Consider the following 20,814-nt stretch of genomic DNA (forward strand, 5'->3'; position numbering starts at 1 on the left):
GCCAATGACCGACCGGATTCGCGTTCTCCACGTCGACGACGACACGGCTATCGTCGAGGCGGCCACGAGCGCTCTGGAACAGGCGCACTGTGGCATTACGGTCGAGACGGAGACGAGCGTCGCCGACGGACTCGAACGGCTCGACAGTGGGACGTTCGGCTGTGTCGTCGCGGGCTATGAGCTGCCGGAGCAGACCGGCGTCGAGTTCCTCGATGCGGTCCGCAAGCGAGCGCCGGACCTGCCGTTCGTGCTGTTCGCCAGTGAGGGGAGCGAAGCAGCCGCAAGCGACGCGATTTCCGCGGGCGTCACCGAGTACATCCGGGCCGATGGCGGGGCCGAACCGTACGCACGACTGGCACACACCGTCGTCGACGCCGTCGAGCGGACGGCCGATGACATCGAATACACACAGAGTACACGTCGTGAACGCGCTATTGAAGAGCTTCACTCCACCGCCAGGGCGTTCATGCGAGCCACGACTGCGGATGCGGTTGCGCAGATCACAGTGGACACTGCCAGGACAATCCTCAACATGCCGGCCAACGGCGTCCACTTCGCCGACGGCGAGCGTCTGTATCCGGTCGCCTGGACCGAACAGGTCGAGGAATTCCTCGGCACGCCGCCGGTGTTCGAGGCCGGAGAATCACTCGCGTGGCAGGCTTTCGAAACCGGTGAGGCGAAGGTCCACGACGATATCACGTCGGTTCCGGGCCGGTACAATCCAGAGACCGATATCCGTAGCGAGATCATCCTCCCGCTCGGGGACCACGGCGTCCTCCTCGTCGGCTCGTGCGAGACAGGTGCATTCGATGAGACGGACGTTACGCTCGCACAGACGCTCTCCGTCCACGCGACAGCGGCCCTCAATCGTCTCGACCGCGACCACCAGCTCCGCGAGGAACGGGAGTTCATCGATCAAGCGCTCGATACGCTTGACGACCTCTTCTACGTCGTCGACACGGACGGCAGCCTCCGGCGGTGGAACGAGCGCATCCCCGAAGTCACAGGATACAGCGACGACGAGATCGACGGGATGTCCGTCTCTGAGTTCTTCCCGGGTGACGAGCACGAGACGATCGCTTCGGCGATACATGAGACACGAAGCGGCGGCCGGGTAACTGTCGAAGCAGAGGTCCTGACTGCCGATGGAGAGCGGATTCCATACGAGTTTTCGGGTACTCGGTTGACAGACACCGATGGAGCAGTTTCTGGGACGGTGGGTATCGGCCGGGACATCTCCCAGCACAGGGCATACGAACAGCAGTTGGAACGCCAGAACGAGCGCCTCAATGAGTTCACAAGCATCGTCAGCCACGACCTCCGGAACCCGCTGACTATCGCGGAGGGGAATCTGGAACTGGCCAGAGAAGAATGTGACAGCGACGCACTCGACACGGTATCGCGTGCCCACGAGCGAATGCGAGCGCTGATAGACGACCTCCTAGCGTTTGCACGTGCCGGAGAAACGGCGACCGACCTCGAAACCGTCGCGCTCGCCGACATCGTTGAGGAATGCTGGCAGAGCGTCAAAGATGAACAGGCAACGCTCGTCGTCGAGGACGACCGACAGATTCGGGCAGACACGGCAAAGCTCCGTCGACTGTTATCGAACCTTATCCGCAACAGTGTGGAACACGGGTCCGCGGGCGCTCAGATGTCGGCTGACGGAGACGCTGACCAGCGTGGCGGGGGCGTAACTGTGCGAATCGGTGTCATTGAAGAGCTGGACCAGCACGGCTTCTACGTCGCCGACGACGGGCCGGGCATCCCTGAGGACGACCGCCAGCAGGCGTTTGAAGGAGGCTATTCGACTGGCGAGAGCGGGACCGGGTTCGGTCTCAAAATCGTCCAGCGAATCGCCGAGGTCCACGGGTGGACGGTCACAGCTACCGAGAGCGAGGCCGGCGGCGCACGGTTCGAGGTGACAGGCCTCGACCCCGCCTGAGCAGACCAGCCAGTCCCGAATGTGGGACAGCGACGACGACAGACCTACCGCGAGACGTGACTGGCCTTTTGGTTCTGAAGCCCTCAGTACTGGTCATGTCATCCCAGCGCCCTGCTCGGCAGGGTCCGCGGACCGCCGAGCAGTCGGCTGCGTCGAGAGACGGAGCGACGCCTGCACTCGCCGTCGAGGGGCTGTCGAAGCAGTTCGGCAGCGGTTCGGACGCGGTGACGGCCGTCGACGACGTGTCGTTTCGCATCGAGCAGGGCACGGTCGTCGGCCTGCTGGGACCCAACGGGGCGGGCAAGACGACGACGATAAAATCGATTCTCGGGCTGGTGTTGCCTGATTCCGGGAGTGTCCGGGTGCAAGGTATCGACATGAGCGAGCACCCGCGGGCAGCGTACCGTCACGTCGACGGGATGCTCGAAGGGGCGCGAAACGACTACTGGCGGCTGACTGTCCGTGAGAACCTGCGCTATTTCTCGACCATCAAGGGTGTCAAGCCGGCTGCTGTTGCCGACCGACACGAGCGCCTGCTGGCGAAACTCGACCTCCTGGAGAAGGCCGACGAACCGGTCCGAGACCTCTCCCGCGGGATGAAACAGAAGGTGTCGCTGGCGAGTGTACTTGCCAGCGAGTCCGAACTGGTGTTTCTCGACGAGCCGACGCTTGGGCTGGACGTCGAAAGCTCGCTGACGTTGCGGCGGGAACTGCGCCGCATCGTCGACGAGCGCGACCTCACAGCGGTCGTCAGCAGCCACGACATGGACGTCATCGAGGACGTCTGTGACCGGGTTATCATCATGAACGACGGGGAGATCATCGCAGACGACAGCGTGGCGGCTGTGCTCGACCAGTTCACCGCGAACGCCTTCGCCGTCACCAGTCCGGACATCACCGATGCCCTGCTTGCGACGATTCGGGAGCGCTTCGAGGTGGTCGACGTGACGAACGTCGAGCGGGGGCGGCGAGTCGAGGTGGCGACCGACAGCGACGGGTTCTACCGCTTGCTGGCCCTGTGCCGGGACCACAGCGTGACGCTGACTGGCGTCGGCACAGTCGAACCAGACCTTGAGGACGTGTTCGTCGAGATTACCGGGCAGGAACGGAAGGGGCCGGGCCGATGACCGCGAGCGCCGACACGCACACGGACGGCAGTGAGGATGCCCGTGCCGGCATGCAGGCGGGCTATCTCGATCTCGCACGGGCGGTGCTGTACCGCGAGTACCTCATCTTCGTCCGCTATCCGGCCAACGCCGTCGGCGGGGTCGTCATCTCGGTGTTTTTCTTCGGCCTGCTGTTTTACGGCGGTCGGATGCTCGCCGGGCAGGCGATAACAGACTCCATCGAGGGAATCATCGTCGGCTACTTCCTGTGGTCGCTTTCGGTCGGGGCCTACCAGTCGATTTCGAACGATATCGGCAGCGAAGCCCAGTGGGGCACCCTCGAACGGCACGTCATGACGCCGTTTGGCTTCGCGCCGGTCGCGTTCTGCAAGGGGGTCGCGAAAGTTGTCCGGACGTTCATCACCTCGACAGTGGTGCTTGCAGTGATGCTTGCGATTACCGGAACGTCGCTCCAGTTGAACGTCCTCACCGTCGTCGTGGTCGCGTCGCTGACTATCGCCTCGGTGCTGGGGCTGGGCTTCGCGGCCGGCGGCGTCGCGGTACTGTACAAACGCATCGGGAACTGGCTCAATCTGCTCCAGTTCGGGTTCATCATCCTCATCTCCGCGCCCGTGTTCGAACTCGGCTGGACGCGAATTCTGCCGCTGGCTCACGGGAGTGCGCTCCTGCAGCGAGCGATGGTCGACGGGACCCGACTCTGGCAGTTTTCCCCCGTCGACCTGGGTCTCCTCATCGGTGTCCCGGTCGGCTACGTCCTGTTCGGGTACGTCGTGTTCCAGTACACGACCCGGCGAGCCAGACGGCTCGGCGTGCTCGGCGACTACTGACCGAGGTAGACAGATGCTTTTACTTATGATGCCGGTAATGTGATACGTAACGCTGTCACTCGGACTGACCGCACAGCGTCAGGCAGTCCCCGCCCTGTACCCCACAAATGGTCACTCGACACCTCACCTCGGAACGACTGGTGCTCACCATCGCGACGGTGGTCGTCATTGGTGTGCTTGCGGTTGCGGTCTGGTCGCTCGCATTCGCGAGTACCGGGACCGCCGATCAACCTCAGATCAGCGCGGACGTGCAACAACGCTACGAGGCGATAGACGGCGTCAATTCGACACAGACAACCACTATCAGCCGGAACGGAACGGTCGCGAGTCGGACGACCTACGACGCCGTACTCCAGCCAGGGACACAGAAGAAACGGCTGGCAGTCATCAGCAGCACTGTCGACCGATACGATCTCCGGGTGTCGAACGGATCGGCGCTGTGGCTGTACGACCAGCGCCGCGCGAGCGCCACGCGAATCTCTCTCAGCAGGACAGAGTCAGACCGGGGTGAACGGCTGCAGCGCCTGGTTGCGAGTCTCAATACGTCCACGGCAGCCAACGCGACAAGCGAGCCACAGTCAGTTGAGCCGTTGCCCGTTGTGCCCCGCGGCGAGCAGCGGCCGAGCGTGTCCGCCGGCTCGATGATGGTCGGCTACCGCGGTATTGAATCGATTGACGGGCGTGAGGCGTACGTCATCCACGTGGCACCGAAAGACGACACAGCGGCCTACGAACAGACGATCTGGGTAGACACAGAGCGGTTCTTCCCGGTGAAAAAACGCACCGCATGGACAGCCGACAGTGAGCGAACAGTCGTGACGACGACGCATACGAACGTCACCTACGACACCGGTGTGTCAGCGGACGTGTTTACCCCTGACTTCCCGGACAACACGACTGTCACCGTCCCAGAGACACCGGACCAACAGACCTACGAGTCGATCGGTGCGCTCGAAGCCGACACCGAGGTCCGGGTTCCAAAACCCGACATTCCGCCGGGGTACGAACTGACCTACGCGACCCAGACGCAGGGACGAATCCACAGCGTCGGCCTCCGCTACGCGAACCGAACCAGTCTGATCACTGTTGCCAAGTACGACCGGCTGGTTGTCGGAGAGAACGCCAGCGAGGGAGTGACAATCGACGGGCAACCGGTACAGATCAGCTATGGGCTGACAACATCGGTGTCGTGGAACTGTGAGCGCTACCGGTACACGATTCGTGGTGAAGGAGTGCCTGCGGACCGACTCGTCACGGTCGGCCAGTCAATCGGCTGTCCCGGTAGCATGTGAAACACCCACGCTGGCATATCAAGCCGCCGTTTTCTGGGTCAGAAGTTCGACTGCACGTTATATTATGGAACCACTCCTCACTACAAGTGCAGCGGCCCTAACAACACCGTGCCACCACCGCCCTCCGGCGATAGCCGCTGTCTGTCCACCACACTGCCTAGGGTTCCCCGGGGTGCCACCCTGGGGAGGAATGTGGGCCACGCCGCCCGTGAACTGGTCCCCTCCCTCGCCCCACCTTCGCCCGAAGGAACTGCCCTGATCGCGCCGGTCTCCGCTGACACTGCGCCCTTCTCTAATGTGGCTGACTTCTGACTCGGAAACTGACGGGACCTTTTATTCAGGGACGGGGCGTTGGTCCAGTACGTGAGTGAGGACCCGGCCGTGGGCGACATCCTCGACCTGCTCAGTGACGAGTATGCCCGGGACATCCTCGCAGCAACGAGTGTCAAGCCTATGTCCGCGAAACAGCTCGCCGACCAGTGTGAGATGTCACAACCGACCGTGTACAGACGGGTCGAGTGGCTTCAGGAGTACGGCCTCATCGAGGAACAGACCCAGATAGAGACGGGCGGCAACGACTACAGCGTCTTCGCTGCCACGCTCTCGGAGTTCTCGCTGGCGCTTGCTGACGGTGATTTCGAAACCGAAATCGAGCGGACCGAACCCCCGGCGTTCCCGGGACAGGACGAACAGGACACCGCGGACCGATTCACAAAAATGTGGGAGAATCTCTGACATGGTTGCCATCGAGACACTGATGAACTGGCTCATCACCGCCCTTGCGTTTGGCTCGACAGTACTGGGTGGGTACGTTGGCTACCAGGCCTACCGCGGGTATCGACGGCACAACAGTCGCGCGATGCAGTACCTCTCTGTCGGGCTGTTCTGCCTCACGGCGGTGGCCTTCGTCGTCGCGTTTGTCGGCTCAGTCCTCCTTCGCCAGGGCCTGCTTCCCAGCCAGTTCCAGCAACCGCTGACGCTCGTCACTCGCGCCTTCCAGTTCGTTGGCGTGCTCTTTATCGCGTACTCGCTTCACTCTCGGGAGTGAGGCTCCGAGTGGTCTGCCCGGTGGACCGCGCGGTCTAACGACGAACATCTCAAGTCCGTCCGGTCAGAAGTTGTACCTATGGGGCAAACGTCGGAGGAACGGCCGACGGTCCGAATCGACGGGACCGACCCACTACTGGTCCCCTGGGACGTGGCGCCCGCACAGCTCCCGTTCGATGTCGTCCGCGGGCCGGTCGCGTTCGAGTGTGCCTCCGGCGACCGGATCGAACGGAGGTACACCGGCGTCGCCGTGTTCGACCTGCTGGAGGCGGCGGCGATGCCCGGCGATACAACCCACGTCCAGTTCGAATCGATGAACGGCGACTTGGCGTGCATCCCGCTCGTCGACCTCAACGGCGCAGTACTCGCGCTGGGCGACGGTCCCGGAACTGAGCCGGAGCGACCGCGGTTCGTCTCGCCCCGCGTGCTTGGTCCGCGTACCGTGAAGAACGTCTGTCGACTGCGACCGCGCACGCTCGCTGCCGGCGCTGACCGCGAGGCCTACGAGCGGCTCCCGCTGGGGGAGTGATACGATACGAGTGACACTGGTCGAGTGGCTACTCCAGCAGGCCGATGTCCTTCGCGAGTCGGTCGGCGAGTTCCTCCAGTACGTCGGGGTCGACTTCGGCGACTGGCTCACCGTCGTGGAGCTGTTCGTTGTGGCGGGCGACGGCGTCCTCAACGTCCTCGAACGCGACCGATGTCCGTGTCCCGCACTCCTCGCACACGACCGGGATTTCGGGCTGATCGGCTGTCATTGGCGGCAATTTATTTCGCTGCCCGATAAACGGTCCGGACCACGGGCTCTCACTCCAGAACGCTTTTCGGCCGCTTGAGGTAGAACGCCTGCTCAGTGACGCGTTCGTACACTGCATACAGCGTCTCGACGGCGCTCGGGTCGGGGTCGAACCGCAGATGCGGGGCCGTATGGTATGCCTTGCAACTGGTCAAGAAGAAGTACAGCGTCCGGTGGTGAGCCGGTGTCGCGTCCACAACACCCATTGATCGCTCGCCCAAGTCTCCCGAAAAGTCGTTGAGCAAGGCCGCGATATCGTCGTGCAGCTGCTCATCCGGTCGGGTGAGCGGCGCACCGAGTGTCTGCTGGAGGAACTCGCTGGTCGCCCGCAGGAACGGGTTCGAGTCCATGCCCGTCGGGTCCACGGTACTGAACGCGTCGTACAGGTCAAGCAGCGCAGTCAGTTCGCCGGCGGTCAGTGCGACCGGTTTGACGGGGTCGCCCTGCGGGAGCGAGTAGTCCGGGAACGAGTACGACTGCGGGTCCGGCACCTGTCCGAACACGGTATCAAGACTCATGGCGGCAGTTCGGTCGGCGGACGCCTAACAGTTGGGTGCAGTCTCACCAGAACGCATATTGTTGCGTGTACGGATATCCGAGCCGATGCCCTCCAGTACCCGGACGAACGCTCCACAGCGACGCCTCGAACCGACGGTCCCGCAGACGCCAGACGGCGTGGCACCCGCTCAGACGGAATCAGCGAGGGACCACGACTGATGCCGTCATTCACCGTTCGGCTGGCCGACGGGTGGCAGCGGGCGCGCGAACAACTGCCGCTGGCACTGGTTCCAATGCTGCTGGCGGTCACGCAGGCGGACAGTATCCGACAGATACTCACCTACGACGGAATCCACATCGGCATTAAGTTCGGCGTCCCCGCGTCCGTCGTGACTGTCTGGCAGTTCGTGAGTTTACCTGGCAGCGGTGTCACGGCAAATGTTGGCCTCCCTCTGTCGGCTCCGTTTGCGATGGTGGTCGTACCGGGAGTGCTATTACTACGTGCCGGTCTGAGTGCGGGTTACTTCGGAACTATCGCGGCAGAACTCCTCGGTCGACATGAGGGCTTCGCGATGAGCGTGCTAGCATACTTTGTCCCGTTTCTGGTGATAACTGCCCTCCCGTATGTTGTTCTCGTTCCACTGGCACTGGGGCTGTTTGGCTTCGGGAGCCTCGGTGAGGGGGGCGCGATAGTCGGCGCTGTGCTTCTTCTGATTCCAGCATTCATAGCTGCCGGGTATCTGTTCTGGGCCACGCCGTATCTGATTGTCCTGCGCCGGACTGGGTTTGTGGCAGCAGCCAGAGGCTCGTACCAACTGGCTGTCAACGGTGGGGCGTACTTCGCCTACACAGTCGGCTATCTGGGACTCGTTTTGCTCGTCTCAGCGGTGGCGACCGCTGTTGTCGTCAACATCCCTGCGGTCGGCCTGCTCATCGGAATCGTAGGCGGCGGGTTTCTGGGGCTCGTACTCAATATCACGACGATGCGGTTCGTCGCTGACATCGACCCGCAGTGCCCCGCTGCCGGCGAGTGGCCCGAGCAGCACCGCAACGGCGACAGTGTGGTCAATACGTAGGGAGCGGGCTCACTCGCCCTGCTCGTCCAGTTGCTCGATCAGGCTGATGCCGTAGACAGTTCGCAGGACCGTGCTGGCGTCGCCGGCCTCGTACACCAGGTCGTCGCGCGAACTGACGTGATCGAGTACGTCGGGCGAGGAATGGGCGGGGGCAGCGGCGATACCGGCGTCGCTTTCGTCGATCCAGCGCATCACCCGCAAGTCGCTCTTGCTGTCGCCCATCACGAGCGCGAACGGGTCATCAATGCCGAGCACGTCGAAGGCTTCCTCAACGCCGGCGGACTTGTCCAGTTCGAGGCTCACGAGTTCGGCCGCGTCGCCCTCGTAATAGCCGAGGTCGACGCGTTCGAGGATGTCGCGGAACGCCGCAGGCGCGTCGTCGATGTCGGCATCGGTCGACAGGTCGCCCGCCTCCAAGACATCGTGAATCTCCGGGTCGCGGCTGAAGTAGGCCCGTGCGTACGCTGCCGGGTCCGACACGTCAGCATCGACCTGCCCCGCGATAGCGTCGCCGACCAGTCCACAGAGGTACCGCAGGGACTCGTCGATGATTTCCACGGCGTTGTCGCTGCCGACCTCGGCGTTGGGCTTTAGCGTGACGTTGAACTCGTTGCCCTGGAGGTGGCAGCGCTTGCCGACGGCCTCGGGGGCCTCAGAGAGGACACGGCGGCGGACCGACTCGAACACGTCCACGACCGCGCCGTCGAGGCGTTCATACAGGAGTCGCTTCGTGTCCGCGCCGTGTTTGGGCGTGAACACGCCGTTGCCGGACTCGTAGACGATGCTCATCTGTCCGGAGGAGACGAGGTCGTTACCAAGGCCCTGTATCATGAATCCCTTGACGTTTTCGAGGGTCTGGCCGGTGCAGACGACGATGGGGACGCCCGCCTCGTGGAACTGCGTCAGGAGGTACAGCGTGTCGCGAGGGATTTCGTTGTCGGTGTCGCCGGCCGAGCGGAGCGTCTCGTCGACATCCAGTACGAGCACGTTCGCCGACCGGCCGTACTTCGAGTAGAGGTCCAAGGCGGTGAAGGCCTCGTCGCGGGTCAGCCGGGCCGCGATTTCCGCGTAGGTCTCGCCGGTTCCGGGGAACTCCTCGGTGATGTCGGCCTTGAGGTCGTCGAGGCGGTCACTGGCGGTCTCCCACTGTTCCAGCGCGACGGTCGAACTGAGCGGGGGAAACAGGTCGACGAACTCCTGATAGCCGCGCAGCGTTGTCGTGTCTACGCTCTTGTAGAGACGGTATAGTTGGTCGTATTGTTCCATGTCGAGATCCACAGGATAGTGGCGACTGACGGCGAGCGTACTTTAGCTATCGGGTTTGCGATACCCACACATGACGGAATTGCGTGTTTGCGGGACACGGCAAAGAAGGGCTGGTTTGCCAACACCGCTGCCGAGGGGAACCCCTGCTACGCCTCGTCGCCGCCGTCGGTCAGCACCTCGGTTTCGGGCGCCTCCTCGTTGAGGAAGGACGGGAGTTCCTCCTCGTCCTCGTCAGTTGCCTCGTCGTCCGCCGTCGCTTCGGTCCAAGAGCGTTCTCTGTGGTGGCACATGGGTCGTCACCATCCGACGGTCAGGACTGGTTTGTGTTAACTATTTTCATGATCGGACTGATAGGCGCGGCGAAGGCAGACAGTATCAAGTCGCTTCGCTCGTTAGCCGGTAGCAGTCACATGCGGGGGCACGTATGACCGATATCCAGCGACTCGACGACCGGACCGTCGAACGCATCGCGGCCGGCGAGGTGGTCGAGCGACCGGCCTCCGTCGTCAAGGAGCTAGTCGAGAACGCCATCGACGCCGACGCGAACCGGGTCGATGTCGTCGTCGAGGCCGGCGGAACCGACGGGATTCGCGTCACGGACGACGGCGTCGGGATGGACCGCGAGGCTGTCGAGACAGCCGTCGAGAAACACACCACCTCGAAGATCCGCGACATCGCAGACCTGGAGGGCGGCGTCGGCACGCTCGGCTTCCGCGGCGAGGCCCTGCACGCAATCGGGGCGGTCTCGCGGCTGACGATTCGGACCCGGCCCCGCGGGGGCGACGTGGGGACGGAGTTGGTGCTGGAGGGCGGCGAGGTCACGTCGGTCGGCCCCGCGGGCTGTCCCGAGGGGACGACCATCGAGGTCGCGGACCTCTTCTACAACGTCCCGGCCCGCCGGAAGTACCTCAAACAGGAGTCGACGGAGTTCGCCCACGTCAACACCGTCGTCGCCAGTTACGCGCTGGCGAACCCGGACGTGGCCGTGTCGCTGACCCACGGCGACCGGGAGACGTTCTCGACGACCGGCCAGGGCGACCTGCGCGAGACCGTCATGTCTGTCTACGGCCGGGAGGTGGCCGAGTCGATGATTTCGGTCGGTGCGGGTTCGGGAGCAAACGGGGGTGGCGACGAGGCGGAGAGTTTCCCTGACGGGCCACTCGACGGCGTGCACGGCCTCGTCTCCCACCCCGAGACGAACCGCGCGGGCCGCGAGTACCTCTCGACGTACGTCAACGGCCGGTACGTCCGCGCCGGGACGGTCCGGGACGCCGTCGTCGACGCCTACGGGACCCAGATCGCGCCGGACCGCTACCCCTTCGCCGTCCTCTTCCTGGACGTGCCCGCGGGCGACGTGGACGTGAACGTCCACCCCCGGAAAATGGAGGTCAGATTCGCCGACGACGAGGGCGTCCGGGAGCAGGTCCGGACCGCCGTCGAGGACGCGCTGTTACGAGAAGGGCTGCTGCGCTCGACAGCGCCGCGTGGCCGGTCAGCACCAGAGCAGACAGAGATAACGCCGGAATCGGAGGGAGCGAGCAGTGGCGAGCGCCAGCTGTCGCGTCCGGACGGCCGGGACACCGCGGACGAAACAGCACCATCAGCGCGGACGGACAGCACAACAGCGGAGAGCAGTGCTGATACGACAGGACAATCGGCTGCTGAACCCACAGAGCGGTCTGACGGAGCCCAGACGGAGACAGCGGCTCATCAGTCCGGCGACACGACCGCAGCAGAGCAGTCAGTCGACACGAAACGCCCCTCCACAGCCGAGACGAAAGACGATACGTCAGGCAACTTCGAGAATCGGCAGGCAGAGGGTAGCGTTTCGAGTGGAGATAGCCCCGATGCGCGCCGGGAAGCGTCCACAGCGGGCCGGACGGAGACAGAGCGCGGCGACCGGAAGTTCACCGGCGGACAGGAGCAGGCACGCCTCGGCGACGACCCAGAGGCGACCCACGAATCGCTGCCTTCGATGCGGATTCTCGGGCAGTTAGCCGACACCTACGTCGTCGCGGAGACGGACGACGGCCTCGTACTGGTCGACCAGCACGCGGCGGACGAGCGAGTCAACTACGAACGGCTCAAGGCCAGGTTCGAGGGCGAGACGACGACGCAGGCGCTCGCGGAACCGGTGGAACTGGAACTGACCGCCCGCGAGGCCGAGGTGTTCGACCGGCGCAGCGACGCGCTGGCGAGCCTGGGCTTTCACACGGCGCGGACAGGCGAGCGGACCGTCGAGGTCCGAACCCTCCCAGGCGTCATCGCCGACGCGGCCGGCCCGGACATCGTCAGGGATGTACTGGGCGCGTTCGTCGCCGGCGACGACGAAGCGGCGGCGACGGTCGAGGCTGCGGCAGACGAACTGCTCGGCGACCTGGCGTGTTACCCCTCTGTGACCGGGAACACGTCGCTGACTGAGGGGTCCGTCAGGGAGCTACTCGCCGCGCTGGACGACTGTGAGAACCCCTACGCGTGTCCCCACGGACGACCGACGGTCATCCACATCGACCGGCAAGAACTCGAAGACCGGTTCGAGCGTGATTACCCCGGTCACGGCGGTCGGCGGCGATAGCGAAGGACTCCGGTCTGACCACCGACACAGCAGTCGATACAGCCGATTAAACTAAACCTTCGTCTCCCGATGCACGCGGTATGTCACTCGTAACGTTCGGCGAGACTGCTCTCAGATTTGCACCCCCAGACGGACAGCGGTTCGAAACGGCCCGCGAGGCGTCGATTCGGGTCGACGGGACAGCAAGCGGGGTTGCGGCGACGGCCGGCCGACTTGGAGCCGACGCGCGGTGGCTCTCGAAGGTCCCCGATACGCCGCTGGGCCGGCGCGTCGTCGCCGAATTGCAGGAGTTCGGACTGGAGACCGAGGTCGTCTGGGCCGACCCGGCGGCCGGCCGGCAGGGACTTACCTTCCACGAGGACGCCGACCCGCCCCGTGCTGAGCGGCTGCTACAGGACCGCGGCGACACCGCGATGGCGACGTTGACACCCGGCGAGTTGCCGATGGGCGAGATACAGAACGCAGACGTAGTGTTCACTTCGGGCGCAACCCTCTCACTGTCGGACACAGCTGCCGACACGACAGGGGCGTTGCTCAGGGCGGCCGCGGGGATGCGGGCGCTGGACCTCGATTTCCACCCCGGGCTGTGGGACGCCGAGGACGCGCGGGCCGCGCTCGCGGACCTGCTGCCGGCCGTCGACACCCTCTTCGCCGCCGAGGAGCAGGTCGCCGCGGTGTTCGACACGACGGGGGGCCCCCGGGAAATCGTCCACACGCTCGCGACGGAGTACGACCTCACCCGCGTGGTGCTCACGCGGAGCGAGTACGGCGCGGTCGCCTACCACGACGGCGTCGTCCACGAGCAAGACGCTATCGAGACGACCGCCGTCGACGAATCGGGGCAACACGAGGCCTTTATTGGCGCGACGCTCCGGCAACTGGCCGCCGGTGCTGACACGGACGAAGCGCTGCTCCACGGCGTCGCGGCGGCAGCACTCTCTCGAACAATGTCCGGGCCGTTGACGCCGCTTGAGCCGTCCGAAGTTGAGCGGGTCGTCGATTCACAGCAGTCGAGACGGCCGTAGGGAGTCCCTACCGGCAGTACTGATTTACGTCCACCCATTTATTAATCAGGTATGCGCTGTCACCGTACCGTGTTACCAGCTGTATTGCTGGCACTGCTGGTAGGGGCCGGTGTGGTGGCGGGAACAGCTGCCGGACAGTCACAGGTGACCCTCACCGTCACCGTCGTCGACGGGGACGGCGACCCGCTCAGTGGTATCGACATCTCGGCGACGTGGGACGGCGGCGCGGGCGGCCCGTCTAACGAGACGACGCGGGCAAACGGGCAGGCACTTATCGATGTCCCCGAGGGGGCGGACGTCATGCTCCAGATAGATGACGGCGAGTACGTCAGAAACGTCCCCTACGTCGTCGAAGATGCCGAGGCGGAGTCCGTCGAGATAATGGTCTCGGAGGCAGCGACAGCCACAGTCAGCGCGGTGACGGCGGACGGCCAGCCGGCCGAGACCGCACGCATCCGACTGTATCGGGACGGGAACTACGTGGTCGACAGGAACGCGGGCAGCGACGGGACCATCACGACACAGCCCGTCGAGGAAGGCGAATACAGCGTCATCGTCACCAAGCCGGGGTTCTACCGCAACCTGACGACCGTGTCCGTCTCCGGCGAGACGACGGCGACGGTCCGGATTAGCGAGGGGTCGGTCCTGCTGCAAGCCGAGGTCGTCGACGACCATTTCAACGACTCCAGACCGATCCGGGACGCGACCGTTCAGGTCGAATCGGACAACGGGTTCGACGGCACCGTGCCGACGCTCTCCGACGGGACGGCGTCGGTCAGCGTGCCGGTCAACGACCGCTATGCCCTCACAGTGACGAAGGAGGGCTACGAGACGGTCGAGAGACGCGTCAGGGTGGCTGAAGACGAAACGTCGGTCGACGTGGAGATCCGACGCACCCCGGAGATTACGCTCACACCGGACAACAGGCAGGTCATCGTCGACGCGAACGTCCGGTTCACGGTCACCAACGAGTACGACGACCCAGTGGCGAACGTGACCGTGTCTCGGAACGGAACTGAAGTCGGAGAGACTGATGCGGACGGCGAAGTAACGGCGACGGTCCCCACAGCCGGGAACGTCACGTTCACCGCGACAGCCGGAGACCTCACCACGACAACGAACGTGACTGCGTTCAGGCCGGACGAGGAGGCGACGACGGGCGGGGCGGCCACAACGCCAGCCCGGACGGCGACCGAAACGACAGACGGCAGCGGCCCGGGTTTTACCGTCGCTGTGACGATTGCCGCGCTGGTCGCGGTGGCCGTCCTAGCTCGCCGGCGACGCTAACGGGACGTTTTTCCCCGCGAAGGCCGCATACCCGTGCAATGACTGTTCTCGAGTCCGTTCACGAGGCCCACGGAGCGACGTTCAGGGAGGTCGGTGGCCGGCGCGTCGTCGACAACTACGGGCGACCGGAGCGGACCCACCGCGCGGTTCGGAACGTCGTTGGAGCGATAGAGTACGGCTACGGCGTCATCGTCGTCACCGGCGAGGACCGCGTCGACTACGTCGACAACGCCGTCTCGAACCGCGTGCCCGACGAGGACGGCGCGGGCTGTTACGCGCTCTTGCTCGACCCCGACGGCCGCGTCGACACGGATATGTACGTGTACAACGCCGGCGAGCGACTGCTCGTGTTCACGCCGCCACAGGAAGCCCAAGACCTGGCCGCGGAGTGGGCGGACAAGACCTTCATCCAGGACGTCGAGTTCGAGGTGGCGACCGACGACTTCGCCGTCTTCGGCGTCCACGGGCCGAAAGCGACCGAGAAAATCGCCAGCGTCCTCCACCAGACCGGGACGCCCGAGGGCGTACTGACCTTCGAGCGGGGCGAACTCGGCGACGCCGGCGTCTCCGTCATCCGGACGGACAACCTCGCCGGCGAGGAGAGCTACGACGTGGTCTGTAGCGCCGACGACGCCGAACCCGTCTTCGACACGCTGGTCAACCGCGGGCTCAACGCCGTCCCCTTCGGCTACCGGACGTGGGAGACGCTCACACTGGAGGCGGGGACGCCGCTGTTCGACAGCGAAATCGCGGGCGCGCTCCCCAACGACCTCGGTCTCCGGAACGCCTTGGACTTCGAGAAGGGGTGTTACGTCGGCCAGGAGGTCGTCTCGCGGGTCGAGAACCGCGGCCACCCGACCCAGCGGCTGGTCGGTCTCGCCGTCGAGGCCGTCCCCGAACCCGGTGCGGCGGTGTTCGCCGGCGACGAGCACGTCGGCGACGTGACCCGCGCCGCGCAGAGCCCGATGCGGGAAGCCCCGATTGCACTGGCGAATCTTAGCTGGGACCGGCCCGAGGCGTCCCTGACGGTCCGCGTCGACGGCGACCCGGTCGGCGCACAGCAGGTCGACCTGCCCTTCATCGACGGGTCGGCAGAGTCGGCGCGGCTCCCGGCCTACGAGTAGCGGGCGTCACTCGCGCTCGATTACGGCCCGCCCGCTGGTCGCGCTCCGAATCCGGTCCCGCAGGGCGCTCCCGTCGGCGGTGGGCACGCGGACCTCGAAGACGACTTCGGCCTCGTAGTCTGCCTCGAACTCGACGCCCGCCGATTCGAGCAGGCTCCGGACGCTGCCCGAATCGTCGTAGGCGACGGTCACGGTGAACCGCTCGTGGGGCACTTCCTCGACGACGCCGGCGTCGTCGACGCCCTCTTTCACCGCCCTGGAGTAGGCACTGGCTAACCCGCCGACGCCGAGGTTCGTCCCGCCGTAGTAGCGAGTGACGACGGCGACGACGTTCTCGACCTCGCGTTGCTGGAGGACGTTCAGCGCGGGGTCGCCGGCGCTGCCGCTCGGCTCGCCGTCGTCGCTCGCATACTCCCGGAAAGGGTCGGACCGGACGCGGTAGGCGGGGACGTTGTGGGTCGCGTCGGCGTACTCCTCGCCGACGGCGTCGACGAACGCCTCGGCGGCTTCAACGGTCGCCGCCGGCGCGACGTGGCCGATGAACTCCGAGCCCCGCACCTCGAAGCGCGCCTCGCCGCGGTCCGGAACGGTCCGATAGCTGTCCGTCACGGACTGGAATACGCCGGGCGGCGGAATAGCGTTTGCCGTTGGACGGCGTCTCAGTCCGTGCCGTCGCCGGACTGTCGCGACCCCCAGACCCGCTTCTCGAGCAGTTTGACTCGCATCCCGTCCTGAACCTGTAACTGACAGGAGAGCCGAGGGTAGCCAAAGCGGTCGGCGAGGTCGTCGTGCCAGTGGTCGGGGTCGGGCGGTTCGGCGAGCCGGACGCCGCAGGTGGCACAGATGCCACGGCCGCCGCAGTTGAGCCGCGTCGCGTAGCGGCCGTGTGGCGAGAGGTCAGCTTCGAGGAGTACGTCCCGGAGGACCGCGCCGGGTTCGGCGGTGAGTTCGTGGGTCTCGCCCGCGGGCGTCTCGACGGTGAGCGTCGCGGGCATTAGGCCAGTTCGATGGTCCGGACGAACGCCAGACGACGGATTTCGTTGATGAGGTCACCGGGCAGTTCCTCGTCGGTGATGACGTACAGTTTCGGCTCGTCAGTGAACTCGGGGTCTTCGCTGAGAACCTGCCGGATAGAGATGCCGCGGTCGGCGATGGCCGACGTGACTGTCGACACGATTCCGGACTCGTCGGCGGCGCGAACAGTAACAGTCACTGCATGCAGGTCGAGGACCGGGGCGAGGTCCAGCAGGCTCGGCACGGATGAGATGTTGCGGAAGATGCGCCGCAGGTCGTCGTCGTCGAGAATCGCGTCCGTCGTGGCGTTGACCACTCGGCGGTCAACGCCGGCCTCGCGGGCGATACCCGTGTTCGGGATTTCGATGCCGCCCGAGACGACGCGGCCGTCCTCGTTGACGGAGAACCCCCGTTCAAGCAGCAAACGGATGACATCCTGCTGGCCCGGAGAGTCTTCGAATTTCTGCATAATCTCGTCGAACATACGGAGTGGTGGACGCGGGGCCACTAATCGGTGCCGCCAGCAGTCGAAACAGCGACGGCTTCGCACCGCCGTCGACTACAGTTCGCCTTTCGTACTCGCCACGTCGGACCGGCGCTCGTCGATGCGAGTCGCGTCATCCAGCGCCCGTGCCAGCCCCTTGAACAGCGCCTCAACCTCGTGGTGGGCGTTCTCGCCCCAGACGCCACAGTGTAGCGTCAGCCCGGCGTTCATCGACAGCGAGCGACAGAAGTGCTTGGCCATGTGGCTCGTCATCCCGCCGACGGCGTCCTGTGAGAATTCGCCGTCGAACTCGAAGTACGGTCGGCCGGAGATGTCGACGACGACGCTGGCGACGGCCTCGTCCAGCGGGACTTTGCGGTCGGCGAAGCGGCGGATGCCGCGCTTGTCGTCCAGCGCCTCGGTGAACGCCTCGCCGAGCGTGATGGCGACGTCTTCGACGGTGTGGTGGTCGTCGATATCCAGGTCGCCGTCACACTGCACGGTCAGGTCGAACAGCCCGTGCGTCGAGAACGAATCGAGCATGTGGTCGAAGAAGCCGATGCCGGTGTCGATAGTGCTGTCGCCGTCGCCGTCGACGTCAAGCGTGACCTCGATGTCAGTCTCGGCCGTGGTCCGCGTGACGGCTGCCGTCCGGTCAGTCATACTTAGCACGTATCAGGCCGTGTATTTGTGGATTGCGTCCGGCCGCCCGGTCAAGTAGCTACTCTGTCTGCTCGTCCAGTAGCGCCAGCAGTCGGTCGGTCACTGCCGGGGCATGCTCGACAAAACAGCAGTGGCGACCCTCGACGGCCTCGCCGGTCCCGCGGGGCAGGTCGGCCGCCAGCGACTCCGCGGCCTCCGGCGACACCACAGGGTCGTCCAGACCGTAGTAGACCTCGGCTGGCTGGGTAATCTCGTACAGCGGCGGCGCGTCGAAGCCCGTCATCGCCGCCGTCTGCGCATCGCGGGCCGCGCCGGTGGCGTCCTCTTCAGCGCGCCAGTCCGCAATCCGGTCCATCAGGTCCGGATCGTGCTCGCGGAACGCCGGCGAGAACGCCCTGTCGAGCGACGACGGAGCGTCGAGCGCGAGCGCGTCGAGTGCGTCCCGGTCGACGGCGTCACCTGACCCGGCCGTACAGTACAGCGTCAGCGAGCGGGCGCGGTTGTACCGGTGGGCGTATTCGAGCGCGACCATCCCGCCGAGACCGGCCCCCACGAGGTGGACGGTCCCGACGCCGTGGTCGGCCAGGACGGCTTCGAGGTCGGCCGCCAACGTCGCCACGTCGTACGGCCCTGCCGGCGCGTCCGACCGGCCGGTACCCCGCAGGTCCCACACCACCGTCTCGTAGGGGCCGGCGACGGCGTCGTAGTGCCAGCCCCAGAGCCACGCCCCGTACCCCACGTCGTTAATGAACACGACGGTCGGGCCGTCGCCGTCGGCTTCATAATAGAGAGCCACATCGCGGTTGTGTGCGGTCGGCATTGGCCGTCGATTCCCGCGCCGGCAGTGTGTCTCTTTCGGTGAATAGGTCTATACTGCTGGCTATCGAACGCCCGCCAACCCCGTGTCCGGAGCAGCATCACTTATTGGCGCCGTCGTGTTGGTCGTGAGTCTCGGCGTCGCCGCACAGCTGGTCGCCGACTGGCTCCAGATTCCGAGCGTCGCGTTCCTGCTGGTCGCCGGCGTTCTCGTCGGCCCGCAGGCGCTCGACCTTGTCGACCCCGCGATATTCGGACAGACTGGACTACAGGCTATCGTCGGTCTCAGCGTCGGTATCATCGTCTTCGAAGGGGCGTTCCACCTCACTGTCGAGCGCGTCCGCGAAGCGTCCAGAGAGGCGCTTGGGCTCGTGACAGTCGGCGCATTCGTCTCGCTCGTCGGAACAGCTATGGCCGTCAGGCTCGTGTTCGGGACGACGTGGCCGGTCGCCGTCCTCGTCGGGAGCCTGCTTATCGCCACCGGGCCGACGGTCATCACGCCGGTTATGCAAGTGGTCCCTGTCAGGGACCGGGTCGCTGCGGCCTTAGAGACCGAAGGCATCATCAACGATGTGACCGCCGCCATCCTCGCGGTGGCGACGTTCGAGTTCGTCATTGCGAGCCAGTCCTCGCCGCTGGTCGTCGTCGAGGCGTTCGTCGCCCGGCTGGCCGTCGGCCACGTCGTCGGCATCGCCGTCGGCGGCGGCATCACACTGCTGCTCCAGCGGTGGCACCTGTCCGCGGGCAATGCCCTCCAGAACGCCCGGGTCGTGGTTCTGACCGCGGCGCTGCTGGCGTACGCGCTGGGAAGTATGTGGCTCTCTGAGGCCGGTATCGCGGCCGCCGCCGTTGCCGGGATTGTGCTCGGGAATGCCGACATCCCCCACGAAGAGGAGATTGCCGAGTTCAAGGGCGGGATTACGCTGTTTGTCCTCTCGTTCGTGTTCATCGTGCTGGCGGCGCAGCTCTCACTCGGCGACCTGCGGACGCTCGGTGTTGGCGGGCTGATCGTCGTTATCGTCGTCGCTACGCTCGTCCGTCCGCTCGGCGTCTTTCTGTCGACGCTGGGCGGCCGGCTGACCGTTCGCGAGCGGCTGTTCGTCGGCGCGATGGGGCCGCGCGGTATCGTTCCAGCCAGTGTCGCCACGCTGTTTGCCATCGAACTACGGCCCGAAAACCCGGCTGCCGCGACGGTCCTCGTTGGGACTGTCTTCCTCGTTATTTTCGCGACCGTCATGTTTCAAGGCGGGCTGGCCCGTCACTTCGCGCAAGCACTTGACATCCTCCCCATGCAAACACTCATCGTCGGGAGCGGGCGTGTCGGTCGGGAACTGGCAGTCCGCTACGAGTCACGCGGTGAGGAGGTCGTCCTTATCGACAGCGACGAGGACACGGTCGAACGGACCCGAGCCGACGGCCACCGCGTCGTGCACGGGGACGCGACGAACGCGACCGTCCTCGAAGACGCAGGGGCGAACCGGGCGTCCGTCGTCGTCGCTGCGACTGCAGACGACGACGTGAACCTGCTCGTGGCACAGCTAGCGACGACACGGTTCGACGTCGACACCGTGGTCGCCAGAGCGAACCAGCCGGACAACGTCGAGGCCTTCGAGGACCTCGACGTCGAGACCATCTCCGCGGGCTTTGCCGTCGCCGACGCCATCGACGACGCGGTCGAACGACCGTCCCTCGCTCACTGGCTGTCGGACTCCGGACGAACGGGGGACGTGCTGGAAGTCGAACTCAGCAACGACTCGCTGGTCGACCGGACGGTCGAAGAAACTGCGGAGCGGCTCCCGGACGGCTGTCTGGTCGCAATGGTGAGCCGTAACGGAACAGACAGAGTCCCAGACAGCGATTTCCGCCTCGCAAGCGGTGATCACCTGACGCTCGTTTGTGAGACCAACGAGGCGATGCAGGACGCCAGAAGACTGTGTCAGCGCGGATAGCCG

21 protein-coding genes are annotated in these 20,814 nt (G+C 65.3%); 13 read left to right on the top strand and 8 right to left on the bottom strand.

The features are described 5' to 3' along the window. The first annotated feature begins 4 nt into the window (after positions 1-4). The 7 genes from BVU17_14410 (at position 5) to BVU17_14440 (ending at position 6,767) form a co-directional block, all read left to right on the top strand. Positions 5-1,945, top strand: a complete 1,941-nt coding sequence (locus tag BVU17_14410) for a histidine kinase (GenBank protein ID AUG48655.1) — start codon at positions 5-7, stop codon at positions 1,943-1,945. A gap of 95 nt (positions 1,946-2,040) precedes the next feature. Then, on the top strand, positions 2,041-3,072 hold the full coding sequence (locus BVU17_14415) for an ABC transporter ATP-binding protein (protein ID AUG48656.1): 1,032 nt from the start codon (positions 2,041-2,043) through the stop codon (positions 3,070-3,072). After that, positions 3,069-3,899 carry an ABC transporter permease gene (locus BVU17_14420; GenBank protein AUG48657.1) on the top strand — a complete coding sequence of 277 codons (831 nt, stop codon included), beginning with the start codon at positions 3,069-3,071 and terminating at the stop codon, positions 3,897-3,899. Before BVU17_14415 ends, BVU17_14420 begins: the two co-directional genes overlap by 4 nt. A 107-nt stretch (positions 3,900-4,006) precedes the next feature. After that, complete coding sequence (locus BVU17_14425) at positions 4,007-5,191, top strand: hypothetical protein (protein ID AUG48658.1); 1,185 nt, start codon at positions 4,007-4,009, stop codon at positions 5,189-5,191. Positions 5,192-5,554: 363 nt separating this feature from the next. Continuing rightward, positions 5,555-5,926, top strand: a complete 372-nt coding sequence (locus BVU17_14430; GenBank protein ID AUG48659.1) for a transcriptional regulator — start codon at positions 5,555-5,557, stop codon at positions 5,924-5,926. A gap of 1 nt (position 5,927) precedes the next feature. Continuing rightward, positions 5,928-6,239 carry a hypothetical protein gene (locus tag BVU17_14435; protein ID AUG48660.1) on the top strand — a complete coding sequence of 104 codons (312 nt, stop codon included), beginning with the start codon at positions 5,928-5,930 and terminating at the stop codon, positions 6,237-6,239. A gap of 78 nt (positions 6,240-6,317) precedes the next feature. Continuing rightward, positions 6,318-6,767, top strand: a complete 450-nt coding sequence (locus BVU17_14440) for a hypothetical protein (protein ID AUG48661.1) — start codon at positions 6,318-6,320, stop codon at positions 6,765-6,767. 28 nt (positions 6,768-6,795) lie between these two features. Here BVU17_14440 and BVU17_14445 read toward each other — a convergent pair whose 3' ends face one another. Beyond that, a complete protein-coding gene (locus BVU17_14445; protein ID AUG48662.1) occupies positions 6,796-6,996 on the bottom strand; it encodes a hypothetical protein in 201 nt (66 codons plus the stop codon). A 49-nt stretch (positions 6,997-7,045) separates the two neighbouring features. Then, complete coding sequence (locus BVU17_14450; GenBank protein AUG48663.1) at positions 7,046-7,552, bottom strand: hypothetical protein; 507 nt, start codon at positions 7,550-7,552, stop codon at positions 7,046-7,048. Positions 7,553-7,750: 198 nt separating this feature from the next. On the opposite strand from BVU17_14450, the gene BVU17_14455 reads away from it, so the two are divergent. Beyond that, complete coding sequence (locus BVU17_14455; GenBank protein ID AUG48664.1) at positions 7,751-8,608, top strand: hypothetical protein; 858 nt, start codon at positions 7,751-7,753, stop codon at positions 8,606-8,608. 9 nt (positions 8,609-8,617) lie between these two features. Here BVU17_14455 and BVU17_14460 read toward each other — a convergent pair whose 3' ends face one another. Further along, complete coding sequence (locus tag BVU17_14460; GenBank protein AUG48665.1) at positions 8,618-9,874, bottom strand: HAD family hydrolase; 1,257 nt, start codon at positions 9,872-9,874, stop codon at positions 8,618-8,620. 424 nt (positions 9,875-10,298) lie between these two features. Here BVU17_14460 and BVU17_14465 point away from each other — a divergent pair, with 424 nt between their 5' ends. From BVU17_14465 to BVU17_14480, 4 genes are all read left to right on the top strand, one after another. Next, on the top strand, positions 10,299-12,449 hold the full coding sequence (locus tag BVU17_14465; protein ID AUG48666.1) for a DNA mismatch repair protein MutL: 2,151 nt from the start codon (positions 10,299-10,301) through the stop codon (positions 12,447-12,449). An 80-nt stretch (positions 12,450-12,529) separates the two neighbouring features. Beyond that, positions 12,530-13,474 (top strand): 2-keto-3-deoxygluconate kinase, encoded by a 945-nt coding sequence (locus BVU17_14470; protein ID AUG48667.1) that lies wholly within the window; start codon positions 12,530-12,532, stop codon positions 13,472-13,474. Positions 13,475-13,588: 114 nt separating this feature from the next. Further along, positions 13,589-14,761 (top strand): PGF-CTERM sorting domain-containing protein, encoded by a 1,173-nt coding sequence (locus tag BVU17_14475; protein ID AUG48924.1) that lies wholly within the window; start codon positions 13,589-13,591, stop codon positions 14,759-14,761. Between the two features lie 38 nt (positions 14,762-14,799). Then, a complete protein-coding gene (locus BVU17_14480; protein ID AUG48668.1) occupies positions 14,800-15,885 on the top strand; it encodes a glycine cleavage system protein T in 1,086 nt (361 codons plus the stop codon). A gap of 6 nt (positions 15,886-15,891) precedes the next feature. On the opposite strand, the gene BVU17_14485 is transcribed toward BVU17_14480, so the two are convergent. The 5 genes from BVU17_14485 to BVU17_14505 all read right to left on the bottom strand — a co-directional run bounded on the left by BVU17_14485 (position 15,892) and on the right by BVU17_14505 (position 18,866). Then, positions 15,892-16,494, bottom strand: coding sequence for a hypothetical protein (locus BVU17_14485; GenBank protein ID AUG48669.1), 603 nt, complete (start codon positions 16,492-16,494; stop codon positions 15,892-15,894). Between the two features lie 50 nt (positions 16,495-16,544). Further along, positions 16,545-16,880 (bottom strand): (2Fe-2S)-binding protein, encoded by a 336-nt coding sequence (locus tag BVU17_14490; protein AUG48670.1) that lies wholly within the window; start codon positions 16,878-16,880, stop codon positions 16,545-16,547. Next, the gene (locus BVU17_14495) at positions 16,880-17,383 is read right to left on the bottom strand and encodes an amino acid-binding protein (protein AUG48671.1); all 504 of its coding nucleotides are present in this window, start codon (positions 17,381-17,383) and stop codon (positions 16,880-16,882) included. Before BVU17_14495 ends, BVU17_14490 begins: the two co-directional genes overlap by 1 nt. Positions 17,384-17,458: 75 nt before the next feature. Then, positions 17,459-18,046, bottom strand: a complete 588-nt coding sequence (locus BVU17_14500) for an imidazoleglycerol-phosphate dehydratase (protein AUG48672.1) — start codon at positions 18,044-18,046, stop codon at positions 17,459-17,461. A gap of 58 nt (positions 18,047-18,104) precedes the next feature. Then, the gene (locus BVU17_14505; protein AUG48673.1) at positions 18,105-18,866 is read right to left on the bottom strand and encodes an alpha/beta hydrolase; all 762 of its coding nucleotides are present in this window, start codon (positions 18,864-18,866) and stop codon (positions 18,105-18,107) included. 82 nt (positions 18,867-18,948) lie between these two features. On the opposite strand from BVU17_14505, the gene BVU17_14510 reads away from it, so the two are divergent. Then, entirely contained in the window at positions 18,949-20,811 is a 1,863-nt protein-coding gene (locus BVU17_14510; protein AUG48674.1) for a potassium transporter, read from the top strand. Positions 20,812-20,814: the final 3 nt, after the last annotated feature.

This window comes from Haloarcula taiwanensis (genome assembly GCA_002844335.1).
In the GTDB taxonomy this organism is placed as follows: Archaea; Halobacteriota; Halobacteria; order Halobacteriales; family Haloarculaceae; genus Haloarcula; species Haloarcula taiwanensis.

Coding starts and splice junctions, on each gene's coding strand:
- BVU17_14410 (AUG48655.1), top strand. CDS start 5: ATGACCGACCGGATTCGCGTTCTCCACGTCGACGACGACACGGCTATC.
- BVU17_14415 (AUG48656.1), top strand. CDS start 2,041: ATGTCATCCCAGCGCCCTGCTCGGCAGGGTCCGCGGACCGCCGAGCAG.
- BVU17_14420 (AUG48657.1), top strand. CDS start 3,069: ATGACCGCGAGCGCCGACACGCACACGGACGGCAGTGAGGATGCCCGT.
- BVU17_14425 (AUG48658.1), top strand. CDS start 4,007: ATGGTCACTCGACACCTCACCTCGGAACGACTGGTGCTCACCATCGCG.
- BVU17_14435 (AUG48660.1), top strand. CDS start 5,928: ATGGTTGCCATCGAGACACTGATGAACTGGCTCATCACCGCCCTTGCG.
- BVU17_14440 (AUG48661.1), top strand. CDS start 6,318: ATGGGGCAAACGTCGGAGGAACGGCCGACGGTCCGAATCGACGGGACC.
- BVU17_14445 (AUG48662.1), bottom strand. CDS start 6,996: ATGACAGCCGATCAGCCCGAAATCCCGGTCGTGTGCGAGGAGTGCGGG.
- BVU17_14450 (AUG48663.1), bottom strand. CDS start 7,552: ATGAGTCTTGATACCGTGTTCGGACAGGTGCCGGACCCGCAGTCGTAC.
- BVU17_14455 (AUG48664.1), top strand. CDS start 7,751: ATGCCGTCATTCACCGTTCGGCTGGCCGACGGGTGGCAGCGGGCGCGC.
- BVU17_14460 (AUG48665.1), bottom strand. CDS start 9,874: ATGGAACAATACGACCAACTATACCGTCTCTACAAGAGCGTAGACACG.
- BVU17_14465 (AUG48666.1), top strand. CDS start 10,299: ATGACCGATATCCAGCGACTCGACGACCGGACCGTCGAACGCATCGCG.
- BVU17_14470 (AUG48667.1), top strand. CDS start 12,530: ATGTCACTCGTAACGTTCGGCGAGACTGCTCTCAGATTTGCACCCCCA.
- BVU17_14480 (AUG48668.1), top strand. CDS start 14,800: ATGACTGTTCTCGAGTCCGTTCACGAGGCCCACGGAGCGACGTTCAGG.
- BVU17_14490 (AUG48670.1), bottom strand. CDS start 16,880: ATGCCCGCGACGCTCACCGTCGAGACGCCCGCGGGCGAGACCCACGAA.
- BVU17_14495 (AUG48671.1), bottom strand. CDS start 17,383: ATGTTCGACGAGATTATGCAGAAATTCGAAGACTCTCCGGGCCAGCAG.
- BVU17_14500 (AUG48672.1), bottom strand. CDS start 18,046: ATGACTGACCGGACGGCAGCCGTCACGCGGACCACGGCCGAGACTGAC.
- BVU17_14505 (AUG48673.1), bottom strand. CDS start 18,866: ATGCCGACCGCACACAACCGCGATGTGGCTCTCTATTATGAAGCCGAC.